Genomic DNA, 16,966 nt, shown 5'->3' with positions numbered 1-16,966 from the left:
CTGGTCCTCACTCGACAGGGACGTTGTAGTTGAGCCCGTTCATATCGGCCCGCATCACGAACTTCGTCAGCTCGTACGGCTCGCCGTCCTGATCAAGACTGGTGTGGGCGACCTCGATCACAGGGACCCCAGAGGGCAGGCTGAGGTATCGAACCTCCTCGGGAGTGGGCATGCGCGCCGTGATCTCGTCGTTGATCCGGGTCATGACGTGACCCTTCTCTTCGAGAATGCCGTGGATGCCGTACTGGTGAGGAACTTCCTCCTGGAGTAGCCCGGTGCCCTCCGCGATGCTCCACGGGATCCATGTCGTGACCCGGTAAACGGGGTCGTCGTCCGCGTAGAACACGTTTTCCCGCCGCAGCACCGACTTCGTCTTGCCGGGCACCTTGAGCTGCTTGGCCAACTCGGCATCCGGCTTCACTCGCTCGATGCCGAGCACTTCGAACCGGCCGGTCTTTCCCTGCTTCGCGCACTCGATCAGGAACGGGGACAAGCCGGTTTCCCGGTACTTGGGTGAGTACCTGTCATTCCCCAGGCGGATCAGTGCCTGCTTCTCCCGCACGAACACCCCGCGCCCCCACTCCGAGGTGACGAGTCCCTCGCGGCCGAGGATCTTGAACGCTTCGTCCACGGTGTTGCGTGCTACGCCGTACTGCTCCGCGAACGCGCGCTGAGACTTCAGCTTCTCCCCGGGCTCGTACTCCCCGCCTTGAATCGCGGCGCGTAGTTCGTCGGCGATCCGCTGGCTGGGCGGCTTGCTGTCGCCGGCCTGATCCGTCATCGAGTCTCCTAACTGGCTGACGTCACTGTATCGCCTGGCTCAAGCCAGTTGAGGCAAAGGGGTTGACGTCACTGGCTTGAGCCAGTTCTACTGGTGCAAGCCAGTTCAACTGGCCTGCGCCAGTTGCTACTTGAGGTCAACACTCACCCAAGGAGTACGCAAGATGCGTCAGATCCCCGTCGACACCTCCGCCGCCTCCGTGATGGTGGCGCAGCCCCCGCAGCCCAAGGTCAAGGACCGTCGTACCGGTGAGATCGCCACGGACGCCGAGACCGGTGCTCCCCTGGTGACCGTGGACGTGATGTTCGTCCTCGACGGCAACGCCGAAATCCTCACCGTGACTCTCCCCGAGACCGGCGTCTCCGGTGAACTGACCATGGGCACCCCGGTCGCACTGACCGGCCTGATCGCCCGTCCGTGGGAGAACGACTTCAACGGCCAGAAGCGCCACGGCATCGCCTTCCGTGCGGTCGCCGTCACCTCCTTGGCGGCCGGCGCCACGAAGCCGAAGGCGGCCTGACCGTGGACCGGTTAACGATCGCGCTCGTCGCCGTCGTTGTCGTGGCGCTGCTCCTGAAGTGGCGGCGTCCGGCCTGGTACTGGATGAGCTTCGGCGTCGTCCTGGCCGCGCTGCGGGTCCTGATCCGCTACCGGTCAGTGATGGACGCGTGCGGGCTGACCGTCCCGCCCTCCCGCTGGCGTCTGGCCTTGGCGCGCATGGCCGATCGGCCAGTGCCCGGTCCTCGCGCGCCTCGTGTCTGCCGGGTGCGTCCGACCCGTACCGGGCTGGTGCTGCGGCTCAAGCTCCGCGCCGGACAGGACGCCTTCGACATCGCCGCCGCTACGGACCGTCTGCGGCACTCGTTCGCGATGTACGGGGTCACCTCCCGGGAACTGCGCTCCGGCGTCGTGGAGCTGAGCATGACCGGCTACGACGTACTGAGGCGCGTGCAGATGCCCGCCACCAGGGCAGAGGCGGGAGCGCTCAAGGTTCCCGTTGCCCTGCGGGAAGACGGGACCGTGCACTACCGCGATTACCGAGCGGTGCCGCACGCGCTCACCCTGGGCGCCACGGAGTCAGGCAAGTCGGTCTACCAGAGGAACCTGGTCGCCGCGCTCGCTCCGCTCGATGTCGCCCTGGTCGGGATCGACTGCAAACAGGGTGTGGAACTGTTCCCGCTCGCCCGGCGGTTCTCGGCCCTGGCTGACAATCCGGATGCTGCGGCTGACCTCCTTGACTCACTCGTGGATCACATGGAGTGCGTCTACCGGACGATCCGCGCTCATCAGGGCGTCGCTGTCGGGATGCCGGATGCGGAGATCGCGGCCGATATCTGGGATCTGCCCGCCAACCTGCGACCCACACCGGTCGTCGTCCTGATCGATGAGGTCGCCGAACTCGCGCTCTTCGCGAACAAGGAACAGGAGAAGCGACGGGACCGGATCATCACTGCCTTGGTCCGCCTCGCCCAACTCGGACGGGCCGCCGGGATCTACCTGGAGGTGTGCGGGCAGCGCTTCGGCTCCGAACTCGGCAAGGGCATCACCATGCTCCGTGCCCAGCTCACCGGGCGGACTGCCCACCGGGTCAACGACGAGACCTCGGCGAACATGGCGTTCGCCGACATCGCACCGGACGCCGTCCTCGCCGCGGTCCAGATCCCCACCGACATGCCCGGTGTCGCCATCACCGGCGACTCCACAGGCGGATGGGCACGCATCCGCGCTCCGCACACCTCGCTGCGGCAAGCCGCGAACACCTGCAACCGGTATGCCGACCGCGTCCCGGACCTGCCCGCGCTGGAGCCGTTCCGGCCCGCGCTCGCGCACCTCGAAGTGGTCAAGGAACCGGCCCCGGCCGCTGCCTGACGCGCTCCCGTACTGCGGCCGGCGTGACCGACTTCGCGCCCTGTCCCTACCCGACCCATGCCTGAAGGAGGGAAACGGCGATGTGCGAGCACTGCGAGGACTTCCACCGCACGGTGCTGATGCTCGGGGACCTGGCCCTGTACGCCGACACCCCCGGCGCCGACCCGGTGTTCATCGACTTCCTCGGCCCGGCCCTGGCGATCTCCCTGCCGGACCCGCCGCCCGGCCTCTTCCCGCCCGGCTACGACCCCGACCAGGGTCCCGACTACCCCGGCGGGTGGTGATCGTGGCCACCGCCAAACGCCAGACCCGTCGCGAGGCGGCCACCCCGGAACCGCCGAATGCCCGGACTGCGAGGGCACCGGCGAGATCTCCGAAATCGTCCAGGTCGGCAGCCGTAAGAAGCGCGCGACCGACGACCGACAGACCGGCTTGTGCCTGACGTGCCTCGGCACCGGCGACGCCCCGACCACCTGACCCGCCGGGGGGCGGGACGACCGGACCTAATCCTCGCTCCGTCCCCTGGCACCAACCCCGACGGGAGGTGACGACCGTGACCCGCTCGATCCGACTGGACGCCGTACTCGTACAAGCCGTGATCGCCGGTGCTCTGTCCTTCGCCCACCTGCACGACATCGCCGAAGCGGCCGGACAGACGGGCTGGAAAGCCTGGGCCTACCCGATCAGCGTGGACCTGCTCCTCGTCGCAGCCTGGCGACGGCTGCGCGCCGATGGTCCGTCCCACCTGGTGTGGTCCTGGTTCGTGACCGCCCTGGTCGCCTCGCTCGGCGCGAACATCGCCACCGCCGGACTCCTCGACCTGCACGACGTTCCGGCCTGGCTGCGCATTCTCGTGGCCGGCTGGCCCGCCCTCGCCTTCCTGGGCGGAACCCTCCTCGCCCACAACGCACACGCCGACACGACCACCGAGCCAGCGGCCACCGCCTCGGGCGACGCGCCGGAGGAACCGGTGCGCGTGGCACTCGAACGCGACCCGGACCCCGCTCCGCTTGCTCCGGCCGACAGCACCCCGGAACGCCCGGCCGTCGAGCCCACACCCGACCCTGCCCCGGCTCCGACGGTGCCCGCCGCCTTGGTCGACCACGCCCGAAAGGTCGCCGACGCGCACCGCGCTCGGACCGGCTCCGACATCGACACCGACACCCTGCGCGTCCGCCTCGGCGTCCCCGCGCCCTTGGCCGACGCCATCGCGGCCCAACTCATCTGACCAGACAAGGAGAACCGCTCATGCCCGCCCGTGACCACTTCCACTCCGTGATGCGGATCGGCCCGGTGCAGATCGGCACCCATCGAGACCGGCACGGCCACACCAAGCACGCCGCGGTGTGCACCTCGAACCGCTGCGGCTGGTCGGCCGACTACTCCAGCCAGTCCGCCGCCCAGCTCGCGGCCCGCACCCACCGCTGCCGCCTCGCCGACTGAGAGGAACCACCGTGATGGATGTCCCGCTCTGGCTCGCCGTGATCGTCGTCGGCTGGCTCGGCGTCAAGCTCTGGCGTCCGGCCTGGTGGCTCGTGGCCCTGCTCCTTCTGGGCGGCTACCTCCTCGCGGACAGCATCCTCGCCCCGGCCATCGACACCGCCATCAAGTAACTCCGAAGGGAGAACCCTCGTCATGTTCCGTCCGAAGATCCCCACCAACCCGATCCCCACGGGCACCGTAATCCGCCCGACCGTGGTGCAGCCCACCGCCATCGTCCCGTCGGCGCAGACCCCGCCCCCGGCAACCGTTCCGGTGTCGACCCGCCCCACGGTCCAGCTCACCCCGGGCTCGCTCGCCCTGGTGGTCGGCGGCGGTGTGGCCGTGGTCCTGGTCGTCGGGGTCGTGCTGGTCTCGATGCTCCTCGCCATAGCGGTCGCCGGCGCCTCGGTCGCCGTGTGCGCGGTCGTCCTGCGCTCCCTGCTCAAGTCCGAGCGCGCCCAACGCTGAACGGCCCCCGGAGCGGCCTCAGTCGGCAAACTCCGTCCGCTCCGGGCGCCTCCACCCTCCAGATCCAACGGACCCGAAAGGGAAAGCCCATCATGCCCCAGCACCACCCTGATACGCGTGTCTGCCCGGACTGCAACGGCTTCGCCTCCGTCGCCGTCACCACCGGTGCCCGCCACCGCGACGGCTCCCGCGTCACCCTCCGCATCGACTGCCGAGCCTGCAAAGGCGCGGGCATCGTCCTGGTCCGCCGACCCATCCTTGCCTCGGTCGGGAGGTGACGGGACGATGACGCACCGACCGCCCGACAGTCGCCCCTCCGTCCGTCCGGTCCGTCGTTCCGCCACGTCCCGGCCGACTTCCATCCACCTGTTCTGCGGTGCCGGAGGTGACTCCGACGGTTTCCGCCGCGCCGGCTTCGATGTCGTCCTGGGCGCCAATCACTGGAACCGCGCGGTGGAGACCCACGCCGCGAACTTCCCCGAGGCAGACCACCTGTGTGTGGATCTCGACCACTACGACATGCGGCGCCTGCCCAAAGCCCGGGTCCTGGTCGGCTCCCCCATCTGCACCGAGGGCAGTCCCGCCGACGGAGTCGCCCGGCCCAAGCCCGCTCCGACCGCCGGGCAGCTCTCCCTTCTCGAAGAGGGGCCGATGGAAGACGCGGCCTGGGAGCGCACCCGGGCCACCGCGTACGACATCCTGCGGGCCTGCGAGGTCCACAACTTCGACGCCGTGGTCTGCGAGAACGTGCCCCGGTTCGCGACCGGTTGGCCGCTGTTCCACTGGTGGCTGCACGGCATGGAACTGCTCGGCTTCCGGGCGCAGATCGTCTCCGTCTCCGCCGCTCACGTCGGGGGTGAGGGCAACCCGCACGCACCCCAGTGGCGTGACCGGATCTTCATCGTCTTCACACGCACCGACATGCGGGCCCCGGACCTGAGCGTGCGCCCGCTGGCCTGGTGCTCGGGCTGCGAGCTGGACGTGCAGGCTGTCCAGTCCTGGCGCAACGGACGGACGGTCGGCCGCTACCGGCAGCAGTACGACTACCGGTGCCCCAACGACCGATGCCGCCATCAGATCGTGGAGCCGTACGTCCGCCCGGCCGCCTCCGCGATCGACTGGAGCGATCCCGGTGTGCGGATCGCCGACCGGGGCGAGCACAAGATGCGCCCTCTGGCCGCGTCCACACTCCGCAAGATCAAGCTGGGGCTTGCCAAACACCGCGTCCCGTCCGTCATCACGGTCACCCACGCCGACCAGGGCGACGGCCGTGCGATCCCCGCCCTCGTGGCGCCCCTCGCCACGCGCACGGTCCGGATCGGGGACGGCATCGCCCTTCCGCCCCTGCTGATCCCCACCGGCGGGAGCTGGAACCGCGACGCGGCAACGGTGACCACTCCGATGCGCACCCGCATGACGCGGGAGAGCGAAGCGCTGCTCACCCCGTTGCCCTTCATCACCGAACTGCGCGGTGGCGGCTCCACCACCCGCGCAGTCGCCGACCCGCTCGCCTCGATCACCGCCGGTGGCAACCATCACGGCCTCGTCATCCCGTACCGCAAGGGCAACCCGACCACCACCGCCGGCCCGCTCCACACCATCGCGACGCGCGAGTCCGCCGGTGTCGTCCTCGGCGCCGACAGCCTCGGCGAGGAAATCGAGCTCAGGGACTGCTACTTCCGGATGCTGTCTCCCCGCGAACACTTGCGCGCCCAGCGCTTCACCGACGACTACACGGTCCTCGGCCATGGGGGCGAGCAGACCAAGCAGGCCGGAAACGCCGTTCCCAGCAACGTCGCCCAGTGGATCGCCTCCCGTCTGCTGGAGGTTCTGTGACAGTCGACCTGCTGAACGACCCGGCCGCCCTCAGCGACGCACTGCGGGTGGCTGGCTCGCCCGACTTCCGCCGCTGGGAAGACCAGATCATCCGCACCGGAGGCTGCTCCAACCCTGTCCACCTGGCCGGATGGATGATCACGAAGGACAAGATCACGGGTGAGGTCCTGAACCGGTACTCGACCGAGCATGAGCCCGGCGGCCGACTGCGGATCGCCTGCGGCAATCGCCGGGCCTCCCGCTGCCCGGCCTGCGCCTTCACCTACGCGGGCGACACCTACCACCTGATCCGCGCGGGCCTGGCCGGAGACGACCGTCGCGACATCCCCGCCACCGTGCGCGAGCACCCCCGGGTGTTCGCGACCTTCACGGCACCCTCGTTCGGCCCGGTCCACAACCGCCCCGATCATGGCCGCTGTCGCTGCGGAGTCCTCCACGCCCCGGATGATCCGGCGCTCGGCACCGCACTGGACCCGGATAGCTACGACTACGCCGGGGCAGTGCTGTTCAACAACCATGCCGGGGAGCTGTGGCATCGCCTGGTCAAGCGGCTGCACCGGGAGATCGCCGCACGCGCGGGACTGACTCAACGGGCCCTGAAAGAGGTATGCCGCCTCTCCTACGGCAAGGTGGCCGAATTCCAGAAGCGTGGCGCGGTGCACTTCCATGCCGTGATCCGCCTCGACGGACCGGACGGCCCCGACACGCACCCGCCGGCCTGGGCGACAACGGAACTCCTGGCCGACTCGATCCGGGCCGCCGCGGTCCACCGGTACGCCTCCGTGTCCGTTCCCGCCGCAGGGGACCAACCCGCCCGTACTTTCCAGTGGGGCAGGCAACTCGACATCCGCCCCGTGCAGGCCTTCGGCGACGGCTCCGCGCTCACGGAACAGGCGGTCGCCTCCTACGTCGCCAAGTACGCGACCAAAGCGGCGGAGACGACCGGCACTCTCGATCGCCCGGTGGGCAACCGCGAAGCTGTCGCGCTCCTGGGCGTTCCGGAGCACACCCGGCGCCTGCTGGATGCCTGCTTCGATCTCGAACCGCTCTACCCAGACCGGCGATTACGCGCTTGGGCCCACATGCTCGGCTTCCGGGGCCACTTCTCCACCAAGTCCCGTCGCTACTCGACCACGTTGGGCGCTCTGCGCGAGGCACGCGCCGACTACCGCGCCCACGAGGAACGTGAACGTCTCGGCCTGGACGACACCGAGCCGGACACCGTCCTCGTCCTGGCCTCCTGGCAGTACGCCGGCCACGGCCACACCCCCGGTGAATCCGCCCTCGCCGCCTCCATCACACGAGACCTTCAGCTCAACCGCGAAACCGCACGCGAAGCCTTGGCAGAGCTGGAAGGAGCTATGCCGTGACGACGTCCACTGTGAGGTCGCGAGACGAAAAGCTCACCCTCGCCGAAGTCTGCGTAGAGCTGAAGATCTCTCGTTCCACCTTCTACGACTGGCGAGCCAAGCGGCGTGCGCCGCGCTGCATCAAGCTCCCGAACGGCGACCTCAGGATCCGGCGGAGCGATCTCGATCACTGGCTTGACGACCGTGAGGACGCCGCCTGATGGAGACCACGTACGACGTCAAGGTTTACAAGATCCTCACGTACAAGGGCGCCCGGAAGACCACGTACACCGTGCGCTGGATGGTGGCGGGCAAGCCCTGGCGTGAGCCGTTCGGCACTGTCGCGCTCGCCGAGGGCTTCCGCTCCGACCTCATCCGGGCGACGGGCAAGGGCGAGGCTTTCGTCATCACCACCGGGCTGCCGGTGTCCCACCGCTCCAAGTCGGCTGCCATGAGTTGGTACGCGTTCGCCGTCGAGTACGTGGATGCCCGCTGGCCGGAGCTCGGGGGCAACAGCCGCAAGAACACCGCCAAGACCCTGACGGCGGTCACTGTCGCGCTGCTGCGTGCCCAGCCGACCCAGTACGCCCCGGTGGCCGTACGGACCGCGTTACGCGAATGGGCGTTCAACGCGACACGCCGTGCGGACGCCCCGCGGGATGTGGTGGCCATCCTCAGATGGGTGGAGCGCAACTCGCTGCCGGTCTCGGTCTGGGAGGAGGCGGAGAGGGTCGATGGAGTCCTGCGGGCCGTCGACACGCGGCTCGACGGCAGGCAGGCGGCGGCCTGGTCCAGGAAGCGTCACCGCCGGATCCTCAACGTCGTCATGAAGCACGCGGTCCGGCGGCGCGTCCTGCGGGCCAATCCGCTCCCCAAGGGCAAGGAGTCGACGGCCGTCGCCAGGACCAGCAACGCCGTGGACAAGCGGTCCCTGATGAACGCGGACCAGGCGGCGGCGCTCCTCGACTGGATCCGGCGCCGGCCCCGCGGTGGAAAGCGGCTGCACGCGTTCTTCGCCACGCTGTACTACTGCGGTCTGCGGCCGGGGGAGGCGGTAGCCATGCGCGTGCAGGACGTCACCCTCCCCGGGCCCGATGCCGCCGACCAGTGGTGCGAGCTGCTGATCCACACCGCGACCCCCGAGGTCGGCAGGCAGTGGACCGACACCGGAGAGATCCATGAGGAACGCGATCTGAAGGGCCGCGCCGAGGGCGAGACCCGCACCACGCCGGGGCACCCCGCCCTGACGCGCGTCCTTCGGCAGCACATCGAGGACGAGCGGCTGAAGCCCGGGGATCTGCTGTTCCAGGGTGAGACGGGCGGCATCCTCGCCGGTTCCGTGATCCGCCGGGCATGGCGCGGTGCGCGCAAAGCCGTCCTGCCCCCGCACGTCTTCGAGTCGCCCACGGGGAGGCGGGTCTACGACAACCGGCACACGCGGCTGACGAAGTGGCTCAACGACGGGATCCCGCCCGCCCAGGTGGCGGACTGGGCCGGGAACAGCGTCCCGGTGCTCCTGGCGACCTATGCCCGGTGCGTCGAGGGGCAGCTTCCTGACCTGAAAAGGCGCCTCGAAGCCGCCGGAGATCTTCCGGAGCCGCCCGACGCGGGCTGAGGCTCCTCGCCGAAAACTTCGACACGTATTCGACAGGGCCACCCGCGAAAACCCGGTCACAGCCGGACGGCCCCGGACCCTTCCCTTGATCATCGGGAAGACGTTCGGGGCTTCGTCGTATCGAGTGAAACATGCTCTGACCAGCAAAAAGCCCTCCCGAACGGGAGGGTGGAGACTTGCGCCCCCGGCAGGACTCGAACCTGCGGCCAAGCGCTTAGAAGGCGCCTGCTCTATCCACTGAGCTACGGGGGCCGGGTGTGGCGGCCGGTGTCCTGGTGCCCGGGTGCGGGCTGATCCGTGACCTTGCCGGGGACAAGGATAGGGCTCCCGCATCCCTGCCCCTCACGCTTCGCCTCCGTGGCTCAATGTGGAGGTTCGGTGAAGCGGTCCTGATAATCGCAGGCGGGTACGAATCGTGCACCGCTTTTGGCGTCTCACGCATCGGGTGTTGTGCACTCGTTATGCCTGCGCCCCAGTCATCCCTTCCGCCCCGTGTGTCCTGTCGGCGCGCAGACATACTCATATGCTTCAGAAAGCCTCCAAAATTGGGCATTCTTCGCATGTGGTGACCTTGGACGTACGGCCTCAGCTGCTCGACGCACTCTCCGCCCTGCGCGACCGTGTCGCCGCCGCACGCTTCCCGCTGCCCCTGGCTGGGGCTCCACGCGCGCGTGCCAACCGCGACGAACTGCTCGCACAGCTCGACGACTATTTGGTGCCCCGGTTGAGAGACCCCGAAGCACCACTCCTCGCCGTCATCGGCGGGTCCACGGGCGCGGGCAAGTCGACCCTCGTCAACTCCCTTGTGGGGCGCCGGGTCAGCGAGGCCGGCGTGCTGCGGCCGACGACCCGTACGCCGGTGCTGGTGTGCCATCCGGAGGACCATCACTGGTTCAGCGGGATGCGGGTGCTGCCCGAGCTCACGCGCGTGTGGGTGCCCCATCAGGAGCCGGGCGACGAACTGCCCTCGCTCACCGAACGCGGGGAGCGGGTGCTCCGCATCGAGACCGCGGACACCCTCCCCCGCGGCCTCGCCCTCCTCGACGCGCCCGACGTCGACTCCCTGGTGGCCGACAACCGTGTCCTCGCCGCCGAGCTGATCTGCGCGGCCGACATCTGGGTCATGGTCACCACCGCCGCGCGGTACGCCGACGCCGTGCCGTGGCACCTGCTGCGTACGGCCAAGGAGCACAAGGCGACCCTGGTGACCGTGCTCGACCGGGTGCCCCACCAGGTGGTGTCCGAGGTCTCGCGGCAGTACGGCGCCCTGCTGACCAAGGCCGGGCTCGGCGAGGTGCCCCGCTTCACCGTGCCCGAACTGCCCGAGTCGGCGTGGGGCGGCGGCCTGTTGCCCGCCACCGCCGTCGCGCCCCTGCGTACCTGGCTCACGTACCAGGTGCAGGATCCGGCGGCCCGGCACCACGCGATGGCCCGTACGGCCTACGGAGTCCTCGACTCGCTGAAGTCGCGCATGCCCGAGCTGGCCGGCGCGGCCGCCGCGCAGTACGCCGCCGCGCTACGGCTCACCGCGGCCGTCGACGGGGCCTACGACAGCGAGCACGCGCGCGTGAAGGGGCGTTTGCAGGCCGGAGCCGTGCTCTCCGGGGACGCGCTCAAACGCTGGCGCGCCTATCCCCTCGACTGCAGCGCCGGCGAACTGCTCGACGCGCTCGTCGAGAGCCTGGGCGCCCTGCTGCTGTGCGCGGTCACGGCGGCCGACGAGCGCGTGAACGAGGCCTGGCGGCGCGAACCGGCCGCGGGTGCCCCTGGGCTGACGGACCGTGATCCGACGCTGGAGAGCGCCGAGCACCGGATCGGGATGGCCGTACGACGCTGGCGGCGCGTCCTGGAGGAGTACGCCGAGGAGGAGGTGCGCGTCCTCGACAGGAGCGTCGCGCCGGACCCCGAGGCGATCGCCGCGCTGGTCGCCACCGCGCTCCTGGGCGGCCACAGGGCCCGGACAGCGGGCGAGGGGCTCGCCGAGCGGATCGGTGCGCATGGTGCGCTACGGCTGCGCGACAAGGGCGGACGGCTGCTCACGGACTACCTCGACACGGCCCTGTACACCGAGCGCGAGCGCCGTCTCGCGCCCCTCGACGCGCTCGACGTCCATCCAGAACCCCAGGCCGAACTCATCGCCGCGCTGTCGGTACTGCAGAAGGAGAGGTGACCGCGGTGACTGCCGTCACTGACCACACGGATCACGCCGACCGCCCCGGAGACGATCACCCCGGAGACAACCGCTCCGGAAACAACCGCTCCGGAGACGACGACTCCAGAAACGGCCACCCGGGGGCCGGCCATCCCGAGGACGGTCACACCGGGACCGCCCATACCGAGGACGGCCACCCCGAGGACGGCCATCAGGAAGACCGCCACCCCGAGGACAGCCATCAGGAAGGCGCCCCCTCCGGGGGAACACCCTCCGGGGGAACGCCCTCCGAAGAAGGCGCGTTCGCTGACAACACCTCTGAAGAGGGCACTCTCGAAAACAGCCCCCCTGGGGAGGCGACTTCCAAGGCTTCCGAGGCTTCCGAGATTTCCGAGGCCTCCGACGCCCCGAAGGCCTCCGACGCCCCGAAGGCCTCCGACACCCCCGAGGCTTCCGAGGCCCCCGAGATTTCCAAGGACGCGCCCCAAGGGCGCGCCAGGGACAGCGTGACCTCCGAAAAGGGCCTTCCTGGAGGACCCGGCAACAGGCACGCACGCGTGCCTGAGAAGGACAGAGCCGACGACACATCCGCGCGCCCGGACGGCAACCCCGTCTGGGACGACGGACTCATCGCACGCCGCGTCTCCGAGACCGCCCTCCCGCACGAGCCACCGGTGGTGCAGCCCAAGCCCCCCGTACAAGGCCCACCGGCCCCGCTCGCCTACGACGGACCGCTGCGCTCACGTCTGGACGCGCTCCGCGAACTGGTGGGCCTCTCGCGCACCCGGCTCGACAGCAGGACACTCTCCGAGGCGGGCCGCGTCCTCGACGAAGCGGCGGCGCGCCGCAAGCTCTCCGGTGAGCACACGGTCGTCGCCATCGCCGGGGCCACGGGGAGCGGCAAGTCGCAGCTCTTCAACGCGCTCGCCGGGGTGGCCATTTCGGAGACCGGTGTCCGTCGGCCGACCACCGCGGCGCCCATCGCGTGCAGTTGGAGCGACGGCGCGGCGACGCTCATCGACCGGCTCGGCATCCCCGGACGGCTGCGCAGGCGTCCGCTGCAGAGCCCGGAGGCCGAGGCGCAACTGCGCGGCCTCGTCCTGGTCGACCTGCCCGACCACGACTCCGCGGCCGTCCAGCACCGCGAACAGGTGGACCGCATCCTGGCGCTCGTCGACGCGGTCATCTGGGTCGTGGACCCCGAGAAGTACGCCGACGCCGTCCTCCACGAGCGCTATCTGCGGCCCATGGCCGGGCACGCGGAGGTCACCTTCGTCGTGCTCAATCAGGTGGACCGGCTGCCCGGGGAGGCCGCCGACCAGGTCCTCGACGATCTGCGGCGGCTGCTCGACGAGGACGGGATCGCCCTCGGCGAGTACGGCGAACCGGGCGCGACCGTGCTCGCGCTGTCCGCGCTGACCGGCGACGGCGTCGGTGAACTGCGCGAGTCGCTCGGCCAGTTCGTGGCCGAACGCGGTGCCGCCGCACGTCGAATTTCGGCCGACTTGGACGCGGCCGCCGCGCGCCTGTGGCCCGTGTACGCGACCGGACGGCGCGTCGGGCTCAGCGAGGAGGCGCGCGACGAGTTCGCGGGCCGCCTCGCGGACGCGGTGGGCGCGGTCGCGGCCGGCGAGGCGGCCGAGCGGGCGTGGCGCCGCAACGCCAACCGCGCGTGCGGGACGCCCTGGCTGCGGCTGTGGCGCTGGTACCAGGATCGGCGCGAACCCTCGACCGGCCGCCTGGCCGTAAGGGCCCCCGCGGACGAGGAGGCCACCGCGCGCCAGCGCGTCGAGCAGGCCGTACGGACGGTCGCGGACCGGGCGGTGTACGGACTTCCCGCGCCCTGGGCCCAGGCGGTGCGCGAGGCGGCCGTACGGGGGGCGCAGGGGCTGCCCGAGGCGCTGGACGAGATGGCGGCGCGCGCCACGAGTCCGGTGGGGCGTCCGCCGCGGCCGGGCTGGTGGCCGGTCGCCGTGCTGGCACAGGCCTCGATGACGATCCTGCAAGTCGTCGGCGGACTCTGGCTGCTGGGACAGATCATCGGCATCAGCTCGCCGAATCTCGGGGTGCCGGTGCTGCTGATGGTGGCGGGCATCATCGGCGGTCCGGCCGTCGAGGGAAGCAGCAGAATGGCGGCACGCGGACCGGCCCGGCGCTACGGACTCGAAGCGGAGCGACGGCTGCGTGAGGCCGCCGCCGGTTGCGGCAGGGCCCGCGTCCTGGATCCGGTGGCAGCGGAGCTGCTGCGCTACCGGGAGGTGCGCGAGCAGTACGGGCGGGTGACGGGGGCGGCGGCGCCTGTCGGGTGACCCCCGGGCGTCGCTCGTCGGTAGCCCCGGCGGGTGACGCGGTTTTCCACAACCGGCCGGTAGCCCACAGCGCTCAGCGGGCTCGGCCCGGCGAAGGCAGTCTGAACTCGCGGCGATCGCAGCGCATGCGATCGCAGCGACAGACGCATTCGTACGGGAGAGGGGTCCGGGATGAACGAGACGATGGTGTGCACGGTGGGCAACGTGGCGACACGGCCGGTGTACCGGGAATTGGCGAACGGGGCGTCGGCGAGGTTCCGGCTCGCGGTGACCTCGCGGTACTGGGACCGCGAGAAGAGCGCGTGGACGGACGGACACACCAACTTCTTCACGGTGTGGGCCAATCGTGCGCTCGCCACGAACGTGGGGGCATCGGTGTCGGTGGGCGATCCCGTCATCGTGCAGGGCAGGTTGAAGGTCCGCACCGAACAACGCGACGGGCAGAGCTGGACGTCGGCGGACATCGACGCGGTGGCGATCGGCCACGACCTCTCGCGGGGTACGTCGGCCTTCAGGCGCCCGTCCAAGGAGGGGGACGCGACGGCGGCTGCCCGAGCCGAGCCCTCTTGGGAGACCGAGCCGGACAGCCAGCCGGAGACCGCGTCCCAACAGCGTCCGGAACCCGCGGGGGTGACGTGATGTTAGGGATTCACACATCCTGACCGAAGTGCGGCTTATCGACAAATCCATTGCGAACGGTCCCCATGGATTTGTCGATAAGCGCAGCTCACAGCTGTGCGAGCGATAACGATTCCGAGTCGGATCGGTTATCGGATGACATGCCTGGGGAGCGTGGTGCGCCGCGTCCTTAGGATGCCGGGCATAGCTCTCGTGGCTTCTGATTCTGCTGGCGGGACCGTCCCCCCATGTCAACGGGTCCTGCACGAAGGGGAATTCTGTGCTTTCTTCGCTGTCTGCGTTGTCCGCGCGCAGGCGAGGGGCCGCCGCCCGCCTCGCCGCCGCGACGTTGGTGTCCGGGCTCTTCGCCGCGGCGGCGATCGCCACCGCCGGTACGGCCGTCGCCGACGAGACTCCGCAGAACCAGGGCGGCGCGACGGCCACCATAGGCGACCTGAAGACGTACGGGTCCGCGGTCATTCATGACGGCGGCGAGGACTCGTGGGTGTCCGCGGGGCTCTTCGAGATGTCCGTGGACAACGGCGGCATGCTGCAGACCTACTGCATCGACATCCACAACCCGACGCAGCGGGACGCCAAGTACCAGGAGACCTCCTGGAGCGGTACGTCGCTGAGCGGCAACAAGGACGCCGGCAAGATCCGCTGGATCCTGCAGAACTCCTACCCGCAGGTGAACGACCTGGCGGCGCTCGCCAAGCAGGCCGGCGTCAGCGGCCTCACCGAGAAGGACGCGGCGGCCGGCACCCAGGTGGCCATCTGGCGGTACTCGGACGGCGCCGACGTGGACGCGGTGGACCCGCCGGCGGAAAAACTCGCGGACTATCTGCAGAAGAGCGCGCGGAACCTGGCGGAGCCCAAGGCGTCCCTCACACTCGCCCCGGCCGCGGTCTCGGGTCACGCCGGTGAGCGGCTCGGTCCGGTCACGGTGCACACCAACGCGGACAGCGTGACGGTGACCCCGCCCACGGACGCCGCCGCCAGCGGGGTGAGGATCGTCGACAAGAACGGCAAGGCGATCACCTCCGCGGCCGACGGCAGCCGGCTCTACTTCGACGTGCCGAAGGACAGCGCGGACGGTTCGGCCTCGCTGACCGTGCAGGCGTCCACGACCGTGCCGGTCGGTCGCGCCTTCACCTCGGAGACCCACTCCCAGACCCAGATACTCGCGGGCTCCAGCGAGTCGACGGTCTCCGCGACGGCGACCGCGAACTGGGCGGAGAGGGGCGCGATACCGGCCCTGTCCGCCGAGAAGAACTGCGCCAAGGGTGGCGTGGACATCACGGCGGCCAACAAGGGCGACGAGGCGTTCACCTTCGAGTTGATGGGGATCGAGCACACCATCGCGGCGGGCGCGACGCAGACGGTGACCATCCCGCTCCAGGAGGACCAGGCCTACGACTTCACGATCACCGGTCCGAACGGCTTCGCGAAGCGCTTCAAGGGCGTGCTCGACTGCGAGACCCAGGGCGGCGCGCACGACGTCACGACGCAGACGGTCAGTGAGCCGAGCCCGGCGACGGTGGGCGGCACCTCCACCGGGGGCACCGACCTCGCCGCGACCGGCGGCACCAGCGCGACGCCGCTCATCGCGGGCACAGCCATCGCCCTGGTGGTGATCGGCGGCGGGGCGGTCTTCCTCGTCCGCAAGAAGAAGGCACCGACGCAGGACTGAAGACCGGACCGGACAAGAGCGGAGGCGCAGGCCTCCAGCCTCAGCACCTTGGCAACTCGACAGTGAGCGACCGGAGCGGCTCAACCGCCGTCGGACGTGCGGTGTTCGTCGGACGAGCAGTGTTCGAGGAGTTCGGCGATCGGGCCGTCGGTCACCCGGTAGCGCACGACGCGCCCGTCCTTGTCGCCCTCGACCACCCCGGCGGTACGGAGCAGACGCAGGGCCTGGGACACGGCGGGGTCGTTCATGCCGGTCGCGATGGCGAGGTCGGAGACGGCAAGGGGCCCGGCTCGGTGCAGGGCCAGGAGCAGAGCGAGGCGGCGTGGGTCGGCCAGCAGGGAGAAGCGGTCGGCCCACGTGCGTACGTGCCCGGGCTCACCGATGGCGGCGACGGCGTCGCAGACCCGGTGGCCGTCGATGGTCCGGCGGTCGGCCCGCTCGGCGGGGACGAGGTGCATGGCGGCCATCTTCGCAGGCGGACACGGGACGCACGCCGCCGTCCCCGCGGCGGCCCGGGCGAGGTGCCCCATGTGATCTTCAATACCTGCGCAGCTGTGCAGCTTTGCAGGAGACCTCGGCCACCCCTACGGTGGGTGGGCCGTGGTGTTCGGGAAGACCGGTGACGACCCCTCAGGAGGTCCATACCGGAGCGGCCCTCGCCACTGTGATCGGGGAGTTCCCGTCCCGTGCCGCCTTCGGCGGCGCCACTGGCCGCGAGGCCGGGAAGGCAGGGTCGGGCGCGTGCACCCGTAAGCCAGGAGACCGGCCACGGCATCTCACGAAGTGATCCACGA

The 16,966-nt window shown here is 70.2% G+C and carries 18 protein-coding genes, 1 tRNA gene and 1 riboswitch; of the genes, 16 read left to right on the top strand and 3 right to left on the bottom strand.

From position 1 onward, the window contains the following. Nucleotides 1-7: 7 nt before the first annotated feature. Complete coding sequence (locus ACFVXA_RS12390; RefSeq protein ID WP_390024890.1) at nt 8-781, bottom strand: GntR family transcriptional regulator; 774 nt, start codon at nt 779-781, stop codon at nt 8-10. A gap of 163 nt (nt 782-944) precedes the next feature. Here ACFVXA_RS12390 and ACFVXA_RS12385 point away from each other — a divergent pair, with 163 nt between their 5' ends. The 12 genes from ACFVXA_RS12385 (at nt 945) to ACFVXA_RS12330 (ending at nt 9,400) form a co-directional block, all read left to right on the top strand. After that, nucleotides 945-1,301, top strand: a complete 357-nt coding sequence (locus ACFVXA_RS12385; RefSeq protein WP_390024888.1) for a hypothetical protein — start codon at nt 945-947, stop codon at nt 1,299-1,301. A gap of 2 nt (nt 1,302-1,303) precedes the next feature. Next, a complete protein-coding gene (locus ACFVXA_RS12380; RefSeq protein ID WP_390024886.1) occupies nt 1,304-2,650 on the top strand; it encodes an FtsK/SpoIIIE domain-containing protein in 1,347 nt (448 codons plus the stop codon). Nucleotides 2,651-2,730: 80 nt separating this feature from the next. Next, the gene (locus tag ACFVXA_RS12375; RefSeq protein WP_390024884.1) at nt 2,731-2,934 is read left to right on the top strand and encodes a hypothetical protein; all 204 of its coding nucleotides are present in this window, start codon (nt 2,731-2,733) and stop codon (nt 2,932-2,934) included. Between the two features lie 269 nt (nt 2,935-3,203). Continuing rightward, nucleotides 3,204-3,878 (top strand): DUF2637 domain-containing protein, encoded by a 675-nt coding sequence (locus ACFVXA_RS12370; RefSeq protein WP_390024882.1) that lies wholly within the window; start codon nt 3,204-3,206, stop codon nt 3,876-3,878. Nucleotides 3,879-3,898: 20 nt separating this feature from the next. After that, on the top strand, nt 3,899-4,093 hold the full coding sequence (locus ACFVXA_RS12365) for a mobile element transfer protein (protein WP_354731531.1): 195 nt from the start codon (nt 3,899-3,901) through the stop codon (nt 4,091-4,093). Between the two features lie 14 nt (nt 4,094-4,107). After that, the gene (locus ACFVXA_RS12360) at nt 4,108-4,263 is read left to right on the top strand and encodes a hypothetical protein (RefSeq protein WP_390024880.1); all 156 of its coding nucleotides are present in this window, start codon (nt 4,108-4,110) and stop codon (nt 4,261-4,263) included. A gap of 22 nt (nt 4,264-4,285) precedes the next feature. Continuing rightward, complete coding sequence (locus ACFVXA_RS12355) at nt 4,286-4,600, top strand: SpdD-like protein (protein WP_390024878.1); 315 nt, start codon at nt 4,286-4,288, stop codon at nt 4,598-4,600. Nucleotides 4,601-4,692: 92 nt separating this feature from the next. Next, nucleotides 4,693-4,878 carry a hypothetical protein gene (locus ACFVXA_RS12350; protein WP_390024876.1) on the top strand — a complete coding sequence of 62 codons (186 nt, stop codon included), beginning with the start codon at nt 4,693-4,695 and terminating at the stop codon, nt 4,876-4,878. Between the two features lie 7 nt (nt 4,879-4,885). Continuing rightward, nucleotides 4,886-6,436: a DNA cytosine methyltransferase gene (locus ACFVXA_RS12345; RefSeq protein ID WP_390024874.1), complete on the top strand. Its 1,551-nt coding sequence runs from the start codon at nt 4,886-4,888 to the stop codon at nt 6,434-6,436. Then, the gene (gene repSA, locus ACFVXA_RS12340) at nt 6,433-7,806 is read left to right on the top strand and encodes a replication initiator protein RepSA (protein WP_390024872.1); all 1,374 of its coding nucleotides are present in this window, start codon (nt 6,433-6,435) and stop codon (nt 7,804-7,806) included. The genes ACFVXA_RS12345 and repSA overlap by 4 nt, the downstream gene beginning before the upstream one ends. After that, nucleotides 7,803-8,006, top strand: a complete 204-nt coding sequence (locus ACFVXA_RS12335; protein ID WP_390024870.1) for a helix-turn-helix transcriptional regulator — start codon at nt 7,803-7,805, stop codon at nt 8,004-8,006. The genes repSA and ACFVXA_RS12335 overlap by 4 nt, the downstream gene beginning before the upstream one ends. Then, nucleotides 8,006-9,400: a tyrosine-type recombinase/integrase gene (locus ACFVXA_RS12330; RefSeq protein WP_390024868.1), complete on the top strand. Its 1,395-nt coding sequence runs from the start codon at nt 8,006-8,008 to the stop codon at nt 9,398-9,400. The genes ACFVXA_RS12335 and ACFVXA_RS12330 overlap by 1 nt, the downstream gene beginning before the upstream one ends. Before the next feature lie 179 nt (nt 9,401-9,579). Here the strand turns inward: ACFVXA_RS12330 and ACFVXA_RS12325 are convergent. Next, nucleotides 9,580-9,652, bottom strand: a tRNA-Arg gene (locus ACFVXA_RS12325). A gap of 310 nt (nt 9,653-9,962) precedes the next feature. On the opposite strand from ACFVXA_RS12325, the gene ACFVXA_RS12320 reads away from it, so the two are divergent. The 4 genes from ACFVXA_RS12320 to ACFVXA_RS12305 all read left to right on the top strand — a co-directional run bounded on the left by ACFVXA_RS12320 (nt 9,963) and on the right by ACFVXA_RS12305 (nt 16,172). Further along, nucleotides 9,963-11,570 (top strand): dynamin family protein, encoded by a 1,608-nt coding sequence (locus tag ACFVXA_RS12320; RefSeq protein WP_362017960.1) that lies wholly within the window; start codon nt 9,963-9,965, stop codon nt 11,568-11,570. Continuing rightward, on the top strand, nt 11,567-13,861 hold the full coding sequence (locus ACFVXA_RS12315; protein WP_390024866.1) for a GTPase: 2,295 nt from the start codon (nt 11,567-11,569) through the stop codon (nt 13,859-13,861). Before ACFVXA_RS12320 ends, ACFVXA_RS12315 begins: the two co-directional genes overlap by 4 nt. A 171-nt stretch (nt 13,862-14,032) precedes the next feature. Beyond that, the gene (locus ACFVXA_RS12310) at nt 14,033-14,500 is read left to right on the top strand and encodes a single-stranded DNA-binding protein (RefSeq protein WP_362017956.1); all 468 of its coding nucleotides are present in this window, start codon (nt 14,033-14,035) and stop codon (nt 14,498-14,500) included. Between the two features lie 280 nt (nt 14,501-14,780). Continuing rightward, a complete protein-coding gene (locus ACFVXA_RS12305; protein ID WP_389468310.1) occupies nt 14,781-16,172 on the top strand; it encodes a Cys-Gln thioester bond-forming surface protein in 1,392 nt (463 codons plus the stop codon). Between the two features lie 80 nt (nt 16,173-16,252). Here ACFVXA_RS12305 and ACFVXA_RS12300 read toward each other — a convergent pair whose 3' ends face one another. Further along, on the bottom strand, nt 16,253-16,630 hold the full coding sequence (locus ACFVXA_RS12300) for a helix-turn-helix domain-containing protein (RefSeq protein ID WP_362017955.1): 378 nt from the start codon (nt 16,628-16,630) through the stop codon (nt 16,253-16,255). A 100-nt stretch (nt 16,631-16,730) separates the two neighbouring features. Beyond that, a riboswitch (cobalamin riboswitch) is annotated at nt 16,731-16,958 on the top strand. The last annotated feature ends 8 nt before the right edge of the window (nt 16,959-16,966 follow it).

It is taken from the genome of Streptomyces sp. NPDC058246, assembly GCF_042881985.1.
Taxonomy (GTDB): Bacteria; Actinomycetota; Actinomycetes; order Streptomycetales; family Streptomycetaceae; genus Streptomyces.
This window is presented reverse-complemented; position numbering and strand designations above follow the sequence as displayed.